This is a genomic window from Stieleria neptunia (assembly GCF_007754155.1).
Classification (GTDB): domain Bacteria; phylum Planctomycetota; class Planctomycetia; order Pirellulales; family Pirellulaceae; genus Stieleria; species Stieleria neptunia.
On sequence record NZ_CP037423.1, the window covers coordinates 10,252,539 to 10,266,947 of the forward strand.

General features: G+C 55.7%; 15 protein-coding genes. 7 read left to right on the forward strand and 8 right to left on the reverse strand.

The genetic code is table 11. The features are described 5' to 3' along the window. Positions 1-47 precede the first annotated feature (47 nt). Entirely contained in the window at positions 48-449 is a 402-nt protein-coding gene (locus Enr13x_RS35320) for a hypothetical protein (protein ID WP_145391639.1), read from the forward strand. Between the two features lie 412 nt (positions 450-861). After that, positions 862-2,346: a ferredoxin reductase family protein gene (locus tag Enr13x_RS35325; RefSeq protein ID WP_197455603.1), complete on the forward strand. Its 1,485-nt coding sequence runs from the start codon at positions 862-864 to the stop codon at positions 2,344-2,346. 223 nt (positions 2,347-2,569) lie between these two features. Here Enr13x_RS35325 and Enr13x_RS35330 read toward each other — a convergent pair whose 3' ends face one another. Further along, entirely contained in the window at positions 2,570-3,076 is a 507-nt protein-coding gene (locus Enr13x_RS35330) for a hypothetical protein (RefSeq protein WP_231743973.1), read from the reverse strand. Between the two features lie 157 nt (positions 3,077-3,233). Beyond that, entirely contained in the window at positions 3,234-3,602 is a 369-nt protein-coding gene (locus tag Enr13x_RS35335) for a hypothetical protein (protein WP_145391641.1), read from the reverse strand. A 1,017-nt stretch (positions 3,603-4,619) separates the two neighbouring features. Between Enr13x_RS35335 and Enr13x_RS35340 the strand changes: the two genes are divergently transcribed. Beyond that, entirely contained in the window at positions 4,620-5,264 is a 645-nt protein-coding gene (locus Enr13x_RS35340) for a hypothetical protein (protein ID WP_231743974.1), read from the forward strand. Between the two features lie 330 nt (positions 5,265-5,594). Here the strand turns inward: Enr13x_RS35340 and Enr13x_RS38670 are convergent, their stop codons facing one another. Then, positions 5,595-5,780: a hypothetical protein gene (locus Enr13x_RS38670; protein ID WP_197455605.1), complete on the reverse strand. Its 186-nt coding sequence runs from the start codon at positions 5,778-5,780 to the stop codon at positions 5,595-5,597. Between Enr13x_RS38670 and Enr13x_RS39980 the strand changes: the two genes are divergently transcribed. From Enr13x_RS39980 to Enr13x_RS35360, 4 genes are all read left to right on the forward strand, one after another. Continuing rightward, a complete protein-coding gene (locus Enr13x_RS39980; protein WP_390621123.1) occupies positions 5,731-5,946 on the forward strand; it encodes a DUF5676 family membrane protein in 216 nt (71 codons plus the stop codon). The genes Enr13x_RS38670 and Enr13x_RS39980 overlap by 50 nt on opposite strands. Positions 5,947-6,110: 164 nt before the next feature. Beyond that, positions 6,111-7,442: an APC family permease gene (locus Enr13x_RS35350; RefSeq protein WP_145391643.1), complete on the forward strand. Its 1,332-nt coding sequence runs from the start codon at positions 6,111-6,113 to the stop codon at positions 7,440-7,442. Between the two features lie 33 nt (positions 7,443-7,475). After that, a complete protein-coding gene (locus Enr13x_RS35355; protein WP_145391644.1) occupies positions 7,476-8,825 on the forward strand; it encodes a site-2 protease family protein in 1,350 nt (449 codons plus the stop codon). Positions 8,826-8,849: 24 nt separating this feature from the next. Beyond that, entirely contained in the window at positions 8,850-9,278 is a 429-nt protein-coding gene (locus Enr13x_RS35360) for a class I SAM-dependent methyltransferase (protein ID WP_145391645.1), read from the forward strand. Positions 9,279-9,358: 80 nt separating this feature from the next. Here Enr13x_RS35360 and Enr13x_RS35365 read toward each other — a convergent pair whose 3' ends face one another. The 5 genes from Enr13x_RS35365 to Enr13x_RS35385 form a co-directional block, all read right to left on the reverse strand. Further along, entirely contained in the window at positions 9,359-9,727 is a 369-nt protein-coding gene (locus tag Enr13x_RS35365; RefSeq protein WP_145391646.1) for a hypothetical protein, read from the reverse strand. 58 nt (positions 9,728-9,785) lie between these two features. After that, the gene (locus tag Enr13x_RS35370) at positions 9,786-12,212 is read right to left on the reverse strand and encodes a heavy metal translocating P-type ATPase (protein WP_145391647.1); all 2,427 of its coding nucleotides are present in this window, start codon (positions 12,210-12,212) and stop codon (positions 9,786-9,788) included. Continuing rightward, on the reverse strand, positions 12,209-12,427 hold the full coding sequence (locus Enr13x_RS39985; protein WP_145391648.1) for an MgtC/SapB family protein: 219 nt from the start codon (positions 12,425-12,427) through the stop codon (positions 12,209-12,211). Before Enr13x_RS39985 ends, Enr13x_RS35370 begins: the two co-directional genes overlap by 4 nt. A gap of 21 nt (positions 12,428-12,448) precedes the next feature. Beyond that, positions 12,449-12,811 carry a Na+/H+ antiporter NhaA gene (locus Enr13x_RS35380; RefSeq protein WP_145391649.1) on the reverse strand — a complete coding sequence of 121 codons (363 nt, stop codon included), beginning with the start codon at positions 12,809-12,811 and terminating at the stop codon, positions 12,449-12,451. A 90-nt stretch (positions 12,812-12,901) separates the two neighbouring features. Then, positions 12,902-13,768 (reverse strand): hypothetical protein, encoded by an 867-nt coding sequence (locus Enr13x_RS35385; protein WP_231743975.1) that lies wholly within the window; start codon positions 13,766-13,768, stop codon positions 12,902-12,904. Between the last annotated feature and the right edge of the window lie 641 nt (positions 13,769-14,409).

A 14,409-nucleotide genomic window follows, 5' to 3' on the forward strand; every position in this document is an offset into this window, starting at 1 on the left:
AGCTGAACGATCTACAACCATCAACCTCTCAGGGAATCGAGGGAATCATGTCGAAGGGAATCGCATCGCTGGCTTTATCGCTAGCATTCACATTCGTATTTGTCCTCTCCGGATGCGCTCGCGATCGCTACGCCTCTGTTGGAGCAACCGGCGGAGGTTGCGGCGGTTCTTCCGCTAGCGGGGCCAGTTGTCATGACACCGGCGGTGTCGTGATGGCTCCCCAAGTGGTGGCTCAGCAGCAGACGATGACTCATCAGCCCGCGGTTGCAAGCGGTGGCGGGGTCATCAATAACAAGCTCTGCCCGGTGATGGGTGAACCGCTGGGTTCGATGGGCGATCCCGTCCCCGTGACGGTCGGCGGTGAAACACTCTTCGTTTGCTGTCGCGGCTGTGTGAAGAAGGTAAAGGCCGATCCAGCCAAATACTTCGCGATCGCTCGCAACGAATGACCGAAAAGTCTTTGAGTCCCGCGAAGAATGCGGGGCCACCGATCATCTAAATCTCGTTGCCGGCAAGCAGCCCCAACGTCGGGGCTTGTCGGCATTCTGGAAAACCTATTCTCGATCAAGGATGAATGAGATGAAGAACGTACTTTTCGCTGCCTTTTTGATGGTCGCCTTCGCTTTAACTGTCTCGGCCTCCGGCTGCGCCTCTTCAGGCAGTGGCTACGGAGGCTCCGACGGGCACTATGGGCATAGTCACTGACACGTTGCGTTGTCCGAGCCGGCGGGCACTACTGAAAATGAACAAAGCGAACCAGGTTGATCGAAGCTCATGAACTCCCCTGGTGAAATTCGGCAACCGTTCGCTTCCGTTCTGCTGGCAACGCTGTATTTTGTTGCAATCGTTTCGCCCGTCTTGGTGGCGGTGCTTGCCGTACCGCAGACCGACCACTCGTTGCTGAGCGAGATTGCTAAGAATTGTGGTTTGGTCGGCATCGGAATTCTGTTATTGCAGTTTGTGCTGGCGGGCCGATTGCGATGGATTTGCAATGTGTTCAGTCTCAGCGAGGTGATGCTCTTTCACCGCTCGATGGGACTTCTCGCAATCGCCTTGCTGTTGCTGCATCCGGTGTTGCTCGCCGCCGGAGAGGGCGATTGGAGTTTGATCTATGGATGGAGCCAACCCTGGTACATCTGGGCGGGCAAGCTCGCTCTGCTGCTGCTAATCGCTCACATCGTCGTCTCCGTTTTTCGGACCGCATTGAAACTGAGTTATGAACGCTGGCGAATGACGCACGATGTTTTAGCCGTTTCGATCATCGGCTTGACTTTAGTGCATAGCTGGTTTGCCGGAGGCGACCTGCAAACCTGGCCGATGCGATCGCTCTGGATTTTACTTGGCGGGGCGGCCATTTTCGTTTTGGTTTGGCATCGCTGGATTCGCCCCATGAAACTTGCCAGCCAACCGATGCGCGTCGTCGAGGTGCGGCAAGAAACGCCGGACGTCTGGACACTTCGCTTGGCGGGAGCTGAAAATTGGACTGCCGATCACCTGCCCGGCCAGTTTCAGTTCATGACATTTCCCGACTCCCGGGCCATTCCACCAGAAGAACACCATTTCACGATTGCGTCCAGTCCCACCGCGCAAGGTTACGTCGAATCAACGATCAAGGCCTCTGGTGATTTCACGAGGAAGATCCAGTCGATTGAGCCGGATGACGCCGTGATTGTCCAAGGGGCTTTCGGGCATTTTTCACACCTGAGGCATGCCAATGAAGATGCATTCGTGTTCGTTGCCGGCGGAATCGGTGTGACGCCGTTGATGAGTATGCTGCGACATATGCGGGATACCGGAAGTGGAAAACACGTGCGGTTTCTGTACGCCAACAGAACAGCAGCGGACATCGTGTTTGCTAACGAATTGGCTGAAATGCAGGCAACTCAATCTCCGCCCTTAACTTTGACGCACGTGTTGTCCAATGCCGATAAATCGTGGTCCGGCGAGCGTGGTCATATAGATGCCGAGAAGATCGAGCGATTGCTCGGCGAGATTGAGTCAACGACCGGCGTTTATGTGTGCGGACCGCAGGCGATGACGAAGCAGGTGATCGAAGTGTTGCGGGATCGCGGGGTATCGCATCGCCGAATTCACACGGAATCGTTTTCGCTTGCTCATGACACAGCACCAACGAGCGCCGGCAGCCTGTGGCGGAGGCGCCTGACGGTCGCCACCGTTCTGATGGTTGTGGTTCTGGTGTTTGCTGTGGCGTTGTGGCGTGCCGATGGGGCTTCTGGGGGAAAAGGTCACCAACACTCGCACGGCGACAGCCATGGCTCAAGCGACGGCGGATCGCATGAAGACGTTTCCCCATCCGAAGAGACGCATGACCATACCGACGAATAAAACTTTTGCGAAATCGGTGCGGTTTTACTGAAGAATGCCGGGCTGCCGAGCACCGAACCCCATAGACGCTCGCGATCACGGTATTCCGCTGAGCTTCATTTGGTGAATCGATCCCGTGCCACATCAATCGCAGCTTCCCACCGAAAGGCGTTCATCATGAGACGCACGCATTTAAAAATCGTACTGGCTTCGGTCGCTTCGACGCGCAATCGAGTGAAACGCGTTATCGCAAATCGATCCTGCCAAACGCATCGATTTCGCTCGGTCGCGCTAGCTGAAGTTTGCGTCCTGTGAACGCTTCGAGCTTTTGGTGCAGGCTACCGATGCGTTGTTTCATATTGCACAAGAATCGGTTTTGATTCGCGTCCTTCTTGTGTGTTGCCATTGAATTGCTGAAACCCGTTGACTCCATCTCGGCAAAGCGTGACTCGTCGTACGTCGGCTGAAGCAACTCAGCCGATTCGCCATTTCGCCACATCGTCGCCTGCTCAAGGTGGATTATGGCCACGTTGAGTTCCCGGCAAACGCAGGTTACGCCGCCTTCATTCCCATTCTTCTCTAGCTGGCAACAGCAAGAGCTACTTTGGACGCGGTGGTGAGAAGCAAGTGCGACGTGAGCTTTGACGAAAACTCTTTGCAGTTCGCTGACTCTTTGCAGTTCGCTGACTCTTTGCAGTTCGCTGTACGCACGAACTTCACCACGTTCAACCGCCGACGCCAACTGCTTCAAGTCACGAACCGAGTTCTCGATCGCAACCCGAGACGTCGCTTCGGCACGAGCGGCTTCGAGACGCAGATACGCGGACGCGGTTTTCAAATGTCCTGCCGCTTTCGTGCTGTATAGACAGTCAGAGCAGAGGGAAAACAGTTTCATCGCCTGGAACGGTCTATCGGTGTGGATCAAGACTTCCCGTCGAGTTTCGCTTCTCAACGTTTGCGTTACGAAAGATCCATCCACCTGGCGAAAAGAATACAGCCAATACTCCAACGGCAACGGCGAGAATATCGAGAAGTGCTTGAACAAGCGGGGAGAGCCCAAGTTTGTGTGTCTGAAATGAAACTGTGAACGCAACCATTAGCGCCAGGAAGACCAACATTCCCAGACCACCCTTGCTCGCAATCGCTGCGCCGCTCGATCGCGATTTGGCGGACAAATAATGCAGGACGAGTCCGGCGACGATCATCACAGCAGAAATGATGAACACGACAAATCCCGTGATCGCTAGCCACATTCCGAAGGTTGACGGGTTGTCCATGGGGTGGGTTTGTTAGTTGGTCGGTATACGGTTGGGTCCGGCGGAGCCGCACGTGCGACTCGACCATTTCAATCGTGATAGCTCGCGGCCTCAATTGCAACCCTCGGCTACCCTATCCGCAAACATCTAGTACGCGCACAGCGGTAGATGATCCACCAACCAGCCCGAGGGAACAAGTGTCGCAGTTCATGCCACGGGAATCAGGAATGTCGCGGCTAAAGCGATAGAGCGTGACGAGCAAAATCGCCAAACCTCGAACCCCATCCAATTCTGGAATGTGTTTCGAGGTGGTGTTTGTTTGCTCCACGGGCGGATTGCTCATGCCCTCATGTTCGATCCGTCGTTGGATTGACGATGGGACCGTCAATCAATGCTGATGACCAGCATGGGGGTCATTCACGACCGGAACTGAACCGGTTGTGGGAGCCGACGCTGCGTTGGACATGGGCATAGGAGGCACCTGATTGCTGCGAGGTGCAGCGGGCTGGGTTTGAAAGGGTGCGTTTCCTGACGTGCTGAGCTGCATCGTCGTGGGCAATGCGGTGGGATAACCACCCCCGGCGTAGTACGAGGTGTCAGGAGCACCTGTGGCGACTGGCGTTTGAGCACCACCCGAGCATCCGCAATCGGCATTCGCCTGTGTGGGGACACCGATCACTCCGGCCAATGCTGCCGCAGCCATGAACATTTTTATTACCAAAGTCTCTTAGTGAGGTTTCGGAAACGTGAACATGGCCGGTTGGATGCAGCAAGTCGTCGATTCCTTCACAGAAGATTGGAATGGGGCAGACCGCCGCACTTTGCTGGCATTTGCCCTTAGTGGGCCTCCAGGAAATTGACGAGTGCTTCGGATGCTCCGGTCTCAGAAAAGATTCGGAATTCCTGTGAAGAATCCGGTCAGGCCAAGCATCTAACCGGGCAACGTACAACGTTTTGCTTCGTGATCGTCCAGATGTGCCGATTATCGGCCCGGTCGCGAAAGATTGGTTCCCCACCCTGAATCGAAGGATTCTCCGAATGACGATCAAACGATCACCCCTTTTGTTTTCGCTGGCTCTCGGATTGGTTGTCAGCAGCCTCGGCACCGCATCCGTTCTCGCTCATGAGGGGCACGCCAAGGCGGCGGGCCACGAACACGAGGCCATGATGAAGGCCGAGAAAAAGATCGAAACGGCTTTGTCGACGCTTTCGGCTGAAGACCAAGAATTGGCGAAAGCCCAGCGTTTCTGTCCGATCATGACCTACGATCGCCTCGGCTCGATGGGTACGCCGCTGAAAGTGATGATCGAAGGCAAGCCAGTCTTCTTGTGCTGCAAAGCATGCGTAGACGACGCTAAGAAGGGTGGAGCAAAGACGGTCAAGGCCGTCATGAAGTTGCGTGACTCAACGGCGACGCTTGCCAAGTTGCCCATGGAAGAACGCATGGCAGTCGAAGCACAAAAGTATTGCGCCGTCGCGAACACGAGCTTCCTCGGCTCGATGGGCGCACCACTGAAATTGGAGATCGACGGTAAGCCTGTCTACTTGTGCTGTGGAGGCTGCACGAAGAAGGCGCAAGCCGACCCGGCTGGAACCTTGGCGAAAGCCCAAAAGCTTGTCAAAGCGGGAACGCTTGAAGGACACGATCACGCCGCCCACGGACACGGCGATCACAAGCACTGATCTGAGTTAGGGAGCTGGGAGCTGGGGGTCGATCACTCCTCCACTCGTTGTCTCCCGCCTCCTCCACTTTCTACGCCGCAGCGATCGGAATCTTCACGGATTCTGTCGCTGCGGTTTTTTTGTCCTTTCGTCTGAAGAATACGCGACGAGAAGCATCTAACGATTGAAAAGGAATGCCAAACGCAGTTAACGGTGGCCGAAATGAAACACTTTTTGCACATGTTGATTGGCTGTGGATTGCCGATGCTCTTGATCTTTGTCTTGCCGCTATTCGGCGTTAGCGAAGGGATCACCCTGACTGTCTTCATAGTGCTGATGTTCGGATGTCATCTACTGATGATGCGTGGGCACATGAGCGACCACATACACCATCAAGAGGAAATTCATGAATAGGCTAAGTATCCCCCGATTCGGTTTCGCGGTGGCGGCCGCTTGCACGATCGCGTACGTCGGTTGCGTTTTCGTAATGATGACGGTGCCACAGGAAACCGCCATCAAATTCTTCAACAGTCTCATGCACGGTGTCGATGTTACGACAATCATGCGATCGGACATGCCGATTTGGGAAACCATACTCGGGACGATTGAGACCTTCGTACTGGGATGGTTGTTCGGGGCGTTTATCGCTTGCTGCTACAACTGCTGCGCGAAGCCGCTGCGCAGCACTGAACTCGGGTCTTGATCGCCATTCAATCAACCTGGCTGCAATGCGTTCAACTCGTCAGCCACCGTTGCATTGCGCAAACGATTCCCATCGCGACATTACCCAGGCACGATATTTGCGACTCTGCCCAATTGAGTGTTATTTATTGTCTGTCTAGCATGTCTCAATAGGGAAAGTAGCCAATGAGTGAGTCAGAGACTTCGGGTCACTACGAGAAGAACAGTCTGTCGCTGACGGGTTCAGTTGCGATGGGCACTGGGGTCATGATCGGTGCCGGAATCTTCGCGCTCACCGGACAAGTGGCCGAGCAAGCCGGTGGGCTGTTCCCACTCGCGTTTCTTGCCGCTGCGATTGTTGCCGGATTTAGCTCGTATTCGTACGTGAAGATGGCGCAAAAGTATCCGTCGGCTGGCGGCATCGGCATGTTTCTGATGAAGGCTTACGGCAAAGGCACCGTCACGGCCGGCATGGCACTGTTGATGTACTTTTCGATGGTCATCAACGAAAGTCTCGTCGCGCGGACGTTCGGAACCTACACACTTCAACTGATGAACGTCAAAGACACGACGTTTTGGACTCCCGCATTGGGCGTTGGTCTATTGATCGTCGTGTTTCTGATCAACATCATGTCCACAAGCTTCATCGGCAAATTCTCGCTCGTGACGGCGGCGATCAAGATCGGTGGAATCCTGATTTTCGCCGGTGCCGGACTGTACGTTTCAGGACTGTCGTTTGAGGCGGTCGGGGTTACAGAGCGAACTTCATCGACCAACTTTCTTTCCGCGACGGCGCTGGCACTATTGGCCTACAAAGGTTTCACGACGATTACCAACAGCGGTTCGGAGATCAAGGAGCCGAAAAAGAACATCGGGCGCTCGATCATTTGGTCACTTTCAATCTGTTTGGTCGTCTACCTGCTCGTCGCGTTGGCTGTGTCCGGCAACCTGAGCGTCTCGCAGATCATCGAACACCGAGATTACGCGTTGTCGAAAGCTGCCGAACCGGCGTTTGGACAGTGGGGGCGCTACTTCACGGTGGGGCTGGCCGTCATCGCGACGATCTCGGGATTGCTGGCCAGCACGTTCGCGGTCTCGCGGATGCTGGCGATGCTGAGCGAAATGAAGCTGGTGCCGCACAAGCATTTTGGGATGCCAGGCGACATGCAAAAACACACGCTCGTTTACACCATCGTGATCGCCATCGCGCTGACGATCTTCTTTGACCTGGGCCGCATCGCATCTCTGGGAGCCATTTTTTACATTGTGATGGACCTTGCCATTCATTGGGGCGTGCTGCGGCACTTGAAAGAAGACGTCAAAGCGAATACCGCCATTCTTGTCACTGCGATCGTGCTCGACATTGTCATCCTCGGTGCGTTCGCATGGATGAAGGCGACCAGCGACATGCTGGTGATCTGGGTTTCGATCGTCGGCTTCATCGTGATCTTCGCCGGTGAACGTTGGTTCCTGGCTCGCGTCAATGATTCCGATCATGAACATCAACACAACGAATAACAGAAAACGCAAAACGCGACGCAGGAGAACTCCATGACCACACGGACCAACTATTCACCCTGGCTATCCATCCTTTGGATTCTTTGCCTCGCAATCCCTCTGGTGCTCCTGCTGACGGCCAGCGGCGGTGGCATGCACAGCCTAATTTGGATGTGGATCATTTTGTTGCTGTGTTTTTACATGATCGCCAGTATGGCGGTTGCCAGCCGAACCGCGGGTCAAACCGACGAGGAATCGGTCGCCGATGATGGCGTCCGGATGATTCCCGATGGCGAGCAACCACCGGCGATCGCGTCGGTGATGGATGTCCGAGTCGCGACTCGGCAACAGGGCGTCGGATTGTTTCGTGGCCGGTTGAACATGCCAGCCGACGAAGCATTACAGAAACTCGAAAGCGAACTAGGCGAGAACGCGGTTCCGTTGATCCAGCAGGACGACGAACTCGGCACGGCGATCGTGTTGTTGAATCGACCAACCGAAGAAGCGACGCTGGAGCGTTCGACACGGCGTTGGCTGCATTGGTTACTGTTCGCGTTGACGTTTTTGACGACGACCTACGCGGGAGCGTTGCATCAGGGCGTGAATCTGTGGGAGCAACCGAGTGCGTTCACCGTCGGCCTGCCGTACTCGATTGGTTTACTGCTGATCCTCGGCGTTCACGAACTCGGCCATTACTTCGCCGCGAAACATCACGGGCTGAACGTCACGCCTCCGTTCTCCATCCCGATTCCGTTTGCGTTGGGAACATTCGGTGCGTTCATCAAAATGAAGTCGCCAACGCGAAACCGTCGAGCACTGTTCGACGTCGCCGTGGCTGGTCCCTTAGCCGGTTTGCTTGTCGCGATTCCGGCGTTGCTGATCGGTTTGCAAAGCTCGGAAGTTCTACCGCCGGAAACCGAAGTCGCCGGCGGAATGCTCGGCCACGGAACGTCCGCCGGATCGTCGATCCTGTTCGCACTGCTGTCGAAGATCGCATTGGGCGAACAGTTGCAGGACGGCTATCTCGTACAACTCAGCCCGCTCGCGTTTGCGGGATGGTTGGGTTTGTTCATTACGGCGCTAAACTTGATGCCGATCGGGCAGCTCGACGGCGGCCACATGGCAAGAGCGATGTTCGGTCGGCGCGTCGGCGAGACAATCGGAAGTGTCGCGATGTGGTCGCTCTTTCTGCTTGCAATTTTCGTCTGGCCCGGACTGTTGTTCTTCGCCTTGTTCATCTTTTTCATCGCCGGACGCGGCACGCCACCATTGAACGACATCACGCCGATCAGCAGCGGGCGTCAATGGATTGGCTACGCGACGTTCGTCATCCTTGCGATGATCCTGATTCCGCTGCCGCACAAGTTTTGGCAGGCGGCGGATATTTATTGCCCGTATTTGTAGATGGGGAGTCTGGGAGTTGGGAGCATGAGACCATTGATAGAAGAGCGCGACAGGAGTTTCAAATTGATTCCATTACTGGACGTTGGCGGCGAAGGCCGTTACGCGACGGCAATGAACCTCAATCCGAGTGCCGAGAAAACGCTCGGCCCTGACAAGGGACAGACAATCCCGAATCGAATCGACGGACGAGTGGAGAATATCCCGCTTCCAGATTCGTCGGTTAAAGCGATCATCGTCGAACGCACACCACTTCGCAATGCAGCGATTCACGAACTTGCAAGAGTTGCCACGGATGATGCAACCTTGGTTTTTCGCCATCCAGTTGACGAATATTCCGACCCGCACGCACGTGTGAAAGAACGCATCAGTGGCGAAGTTGATATTGACCAATTGGAACTCGATGGCCAGATGGTCCAACAACTGACGATTCGACTTGGGGTAGGCTCGTGGTGAGTTGGGAGTGACGAGTCTCGGGCACAAAGAGGGCAGCCAGTCGATCGGGCGCGGATGCGGTCGTCATCCGGTCTGCCAAGTTATGTTCCAATTGCTGAATGCGAGGTTGCTCGCCAGTAGCACATTTCCACGTTTGTATCGTTCGGCAGGTGAAACCGTGTCTGTCGCTTGGCAACAATCTCGCGGCAGCGACATTGCCAAGCCAAACTAATGCGTTGGATCAACACATCTGGACTGATCGGTCCCGCGCCGAGTTCATTCAGCAATTCATCGAACGTATCGCGATAGTCGGTCAGCACTTCGTCGACTGAACCATCAATTCTCTCGGCAGTAAGTTGCGTACTGATGTCGCGAAGCAAATCGCAGAGCCGATTCTTTGCTCGTCCGCTTACGACGCTCAACAGTGGGTGGTCGATGCGAGCGCGGTGAACGAGCTTGTTGCGAATCATTAGAAAATGCGAATGTTCTCGTCGAGTTGCAATGTTGTCGTCCTGTAGCGAATAACCTCTATTGTTTGTAAGCCAATAGTCGCAATGCATTGAAGACGACAACGAGAGTGCTGCCTTCGTGCAATGCAACTGCGGGACCAATGTTGAGACCGAGGATCGTGGCGGGGACGAGGAACGCGACCATTCCGAGACTCATCCAGAGGTTTTGACGAATGATGTGGCGAGTGGCGCGGCTGAGGCCGATGGCGAGCGGCAAGTGGTCGAGGTTGTCTGCCATTAAGGCGACATCAGCGGTTTCGAGGGCGACGTCGCTACCGGCGGCTCCCATCGCGATGCCGACGGACGCAGATGCCATGGCCGGCGCGTCATTGACTCCGTCTCCGACCATTGCGACGCCGCCTTCGCTTTGCAGCTTCTTGATCTCGTTGACCTTGTCATCCGGCATCAAATCGCCGCGGGCTTCGTCGAGACCGACTTCCTTAGCGACCGCGTCGGCGACCTTTTGGTTGTCGCCCGAAATCATGATCATCCGTTCGATGCCAATTTCGCGAAGTCTTGCGATGGTTCGCTTGGAAGCTTCACGGGGTGTGTCCATCAAACCGATCACGCCGAGGTAACGATCGCCACGCCGGACGATCATGGTCGTCCGCCCGTTCTCTTCTAGCGATTCGAGAATCTCGCGGACGCTATCTGGTAGCGGCAGCCCGTCGACTTCAGTGAACAAATCGTCTTTGCCGATGTGAACGATGTCTCCCTCGACTGTCGCTTGTATGCCGCGTCCGGTGATGCTCTGCAAATCGGTCGCATCGGGAATCGCTCTCCCACTCCCAGACTCTCCTTCCCCCAATCTCTCCTTCCCGTCACGCACGACGGCTTTCGCCAGTGGGTGCTTGCTCAGGTCTTCGACAGCGATTGCGGTTCGCAGCAATTCCGATTCCTCGACGCCATCTGCCGCGACAACGTCTGTCACTTTCGGTTCGCCTTCGGTCAACGTGCCGGTCTTGTCGAAAGCAATCGCTTCGAGACTGCCAAGACTCTCCAACGGCTCACCACCTTTGACCAGGATACCGCCGCTTGCCGCCCGAGCTACTCCGCTGAGCACCGCACTCGGCGTCGCGATCGCCAATGCACATGGGCTGGCAGCGACGAGAACCGCCATCGCTCGGTAAAACGATTCGCTGAAGGTCTCGTCGATGACGAACGGTGCGAACAGCAACAGTACGACACCGGCAATAACTGAAGGAACGAAGTAACGCTCGAATTTTTTGGTAAACTTCTGCGTTGGCGAAACCCGCGTTTCCGCTTCGCTGACCATCGTGACGACGCGGGCCAGTGTGTTTTCGGATGCGAGTTTAGTGACTTGTATTTCGAGCGAACCCGATTGGTTGATCGTTCCCGCGAATGCTCGATGCTCTGGCGGAAGCGACTCGGGATCGGATGCGGCAGCGGCGACGTCGTCAACGGGGCGTTTATCGACGGGCGCGCTTTCGCCGGTGATCGGAGCCTGATTGATGCTGGACTCACCGGCGATCACAAAACCGTCTGCGGGAACTCGCTCGTCGGGTTTGATGATGACGACATCCCCAACGACTAGCTCTTCGACGGAAATTTCTGATTCGTTGCCATCGCGTCGAACCCGTGCTGTCTTCGGCGCGAGTTCGGACAAGGCTTCAATGGCACGTTTGGCTCGCCCCATCGCGTAGCCTTCCAACGCATGGCCAATACTGAACAGGAACAAAAGCAACGCACCTTCGGCCCACGCTCCCAAGGATGCGGCACCGGCAGCGGCGACGAGCATCAAGAAGTCGATCTCGAATTTTCTCGCTCGAATTTTCTCGATCGCTTCGGTGACGGTATAGTAACCTCCGAAGACGTAAGCGGCGACAAAGCAACCCAGCGGAATCCATTCGCTCAGTTCGGCGAATGTTGCGATCAGCCAACCGATCAATAGGAACGCACCACAGAGGATTGCAAAGACCAGTTCCGACTTCGGTCCGAAGATGCCACCGTGGGCGTGGTCGTGCCCGGCATGGTCATCGCGTGGCTGCTCGGTTTGCCGCGACCATTCTCGTAGAGCGGTCGCGATTCTGCCCTCCGACGTGACCTCTCGGTCATACTCGACACGCAACGCACCGTCCGGCGTAACGACGGCTTCCAGCACGCCATCGACGCGACCAAGTCGAGATTCGATGGCGGACGCTCGTCGGGCATGCATCGCTTCGATACATGTGACGAAGTGACCGTAACGTTCTTCCAGTTTCGCGCCTTCCTGACGGGCGATTCGTCGCACGTCAGCCACTGACATCGCATCCGGATTGAAGTGGATGCACAGTCGATCCGGCTGGCTCTCGTCCGCTGCCGAGATATGCGCGTCATCAATCCCGGTATGCTCCCGCAACCGTTCGCGAATACGTTCGACGCATTCGTCACGGGCATCCGGAACGCCGGGCAGCAGAAAACTGAGTTCTATTTTGACCTTATTCATTTGTTATCGCTTCGGAGTAAAGATTGTCTTTTCATAGCAGGTCCTTGTATCTTGGTCACTTTAAGACGTGGCCAACAGGAACCAAGAGCCACCGAGGCGTAGGTCCGAATTCCGGCTTCTCGGCCGTGCCATTCACGTTCCCAACCGATGAAGCCGCCCAGAGCGGCTGCGACCAGAGCCCGTACCGCAAACATCAGTTCAATTTTCCAGTCCATTTCGTTTTGCCTTGCTGTGATTCAATGGTCGAGTGAAGTGGAGTTTCGCAGCAGTTTTCCCAGGACAACCGCAAGACCGAGATAGGCAAAACTCGCCAGCGCTCCAAGCTTGAGCGAGTCCTGACCGCCGGCCGCCTCGGCCACAAATAGTGCCACCGTAAAACCCATTGCGCCCAGAAGTCCGATGACCGGCACATCTCCCCACGTCAGACGCTCGCCGGTTTCGTCGTTCACTGGAAGTGCGGCAGTTCCGCGCGTCAGTTTCAGTAGCAGGAAACCGAACACGGTCATCGCCGTGATGCCCAACGTCTTGCCAATGCCTAAACAATGAGGTAGTTGAGCATCCGTGCAATCCTTGTTCGGCGACGCAGTCGCAGCCTGCACCAAGGTTGTTCTTGAGGAGTTGTGCCCGCAGCACGTCGCTGCCGTCGGTCGCGATCACTTCGCCCGGCAATACACCCGAAAGAATTTCTGTCACATCGCCATTGACCGCTCCCAAACGAACCGAGCGGACATGGAAAACCTTGTAGCTGTCGGGGCTGACGAAGTAGTCCTTGTCGCGAACAAAGACGACTTGGCAACAACCTTCCCAGTGAGACGAACTTCACCAACCTCCACCGGATCGCGCACGTTCTTCGTGACCTTCCAAACGCTTCCCGGCACCCGCGACGCCATGCTCGCCTGTCGCGTTGGATCGTAGATAATTTCTCCGTTACCAACGATCGACTCGGTGATCGGGGCACGCTCGACCAGTTCAACATCGACGCCAGCCTGTTGAACCGACTCGATCGAAGCGAACTGGATGCGTGTCTGGTAGACCTCGCAAGCACTGTTGTTTTCTTTGCGAGGCGCAATCGCCAACGCACGCGCCGCACGTTCCAAATCCTCCGCCGAAACCGATGGCGTTTCCTTGAGCTGAGCAACGTCGGGATGGTCGAGCGTACAATTGTGAACGCCGTGGACGCTGCACCAACCGTAATCCGGCCCCTTGGCCATCAACGTTGGGTCGCACTCGACGCAAATGGACTCCGGCACCGAATGTTCTTCACACCAATCATCGACAACCGGCTCGACATCACCGGTCAGCGCGGCGAATTTGGGAATCCGCCAATCGTTGTGATGGCCATACCAAAACACGGCAGCGAACCCGGCCAAAACCAGCGTTGGTCCGATACTACCGAGGACCAACGAGATGCCGCGGCGAATGGGACCCCAACGTTTCGATTTGGCGTCCTGACTAAATTCAGTTTCGGGGGCAGGAACTGTGCGACCATTGACGGAGGACTCCACTGACTGTTGCCGAGAACTTTTCCTCGGCGCATCGGCAATCGGATGACTCATTGGAAAACCTTGCTGACTAAAGACGGTGCAAGCAGCGCACGCAACAACCGCGAGCGCATACAACGACCAACAACGCCGCCGACCAGAAGCTAGATCCCGAGTAAGCACATCCGTAGCCGGAATTACAAACCGAGTTCGCCGGTCAGCAAACGAAGCGTTCTAGTCGCGGCTTAGAGCAGCCAAGAAGAGTGCGCAACGCGCACCGAGCGACCCGTCAAGAGATCGAATGGACGAGGCTGATGCTCGAATCGAGAAACCAAGCCCTCAGAGAGATCAAGCGACTCCAATTTCAGCGGAGCGAGATTCACGGCGAGCTGAAAATCAACCATCGTCCGATGGTTCAGCTCAGGCGTGACCTGACACTCGCATCCCGTTTCGCAAGGGCAAGGTGATTCCGCTGGTGGAACGCCATCGTCATCGCAAGTCGCGTTCTGTTCACCAGAACAACCACAAGAATGATGCACAACTGCCACATCGCTTACAACACGATTGTCAAACGCACCCTGGCAACAGACCGGGCACGCGACAACTCGCAGTGCGATAAACGATAGGAAAAGCAGCCGATACATCGTGTCCTTTGGTATTTCTTAATTTAGAGTCAATTAGCTAAATTGTAGGCTAGAGCTAGCCTTGCGTCCACT

Excerpts from the sequence above, each read along its gene's own strand:
- Enr13x_RS39985 (WP_145391648.1), bottom strand. The coding sequence starts at position 12,427 with ATGGACTGGAAAATTGAACTGATGTTTGCGGTACGGGCTCTGGTCGCA.
- Enr13x_RS35335 (WP_145391641.1), bottom strand. The coding sequence starts at position 3,602 with ATGGACAACCCGTCAACCTTCGGAATGTGGCTAGCGATCACGGGATTT.
- Enr13x_RS38670 (WP_197455605.1), bottom strand. The coding sequence starts at position 5,780 with ATGAGACTGTTGAAGAATTTGATGGCGGTTTCCTGTGGCACCGTCATC.
- Enr13x_RS35340 (WP_231743974.1), top strand. The coding sequence starts at position 4,620 with ATGACGATCAAACGATCACCCCTTTTGTTTTCGCTGGCTCTCGGATTG.
- Enr13x_RS35365 (WP_145391646.1), bottom strand. The coding sequence starts at position 9,727 with ATGATTCGCAACAAGCTCGTTCACCGCGCTCGCATCGACCACCCACTG.
- Enr13x_RS35320 (WP_145391639.1), top strand. The coding sequence starts at position 48 with ATGTCGAAGGGAATCGCATCGCTGGCTTTATCGCTAGCATTCACATTC.
- Enr13x_RS39980 (WP_390621123.1), top strand. The coding sequence starts at position 5,731 with ATGATGACGGTGCCACAGGAAACCGCCATCAAATTCTTCAACAGTCTC.
- Enr13x_RS35370 (WP_145391647.1), bottom strand. The coding sequence starts at position 12,212 with ATGAATAAGGTCAAAATAGAACTCAGTTTTCTGCTGCCCGGCGTTCCG.
- Enr13x_RS35385 (WP_231743975.1), bottom strand. The coding sequence starts at position 13,768 with ATGAGTCATCCGATTGCCGATGCGCCGAGGAAAAGTTCTCGGCAACAG.
- Enr13x_RS35355 (WP_145391644.1), top strand. The coding sequence starts at position 7,476 with ATGACCACACGGACCAACTATTCACCCTGGCTATCCATCCTTTGGATT.
- Enr13x_RS35360 (WP_145391645.1), top strand. The coding sequence starts at position 8,850 with ATGAGACCATTGATAGAAGAGCGCGACAGGAGTTTCAAATTGATTCCA.
- Enr13x_RS35350 (WP_145391643.1), top strand. The coding sequence starts at position 6,111 with ATGAGTGAGTCAGAGACTTCGGGTCACTACGAGAAGAACAGTCTGTCG.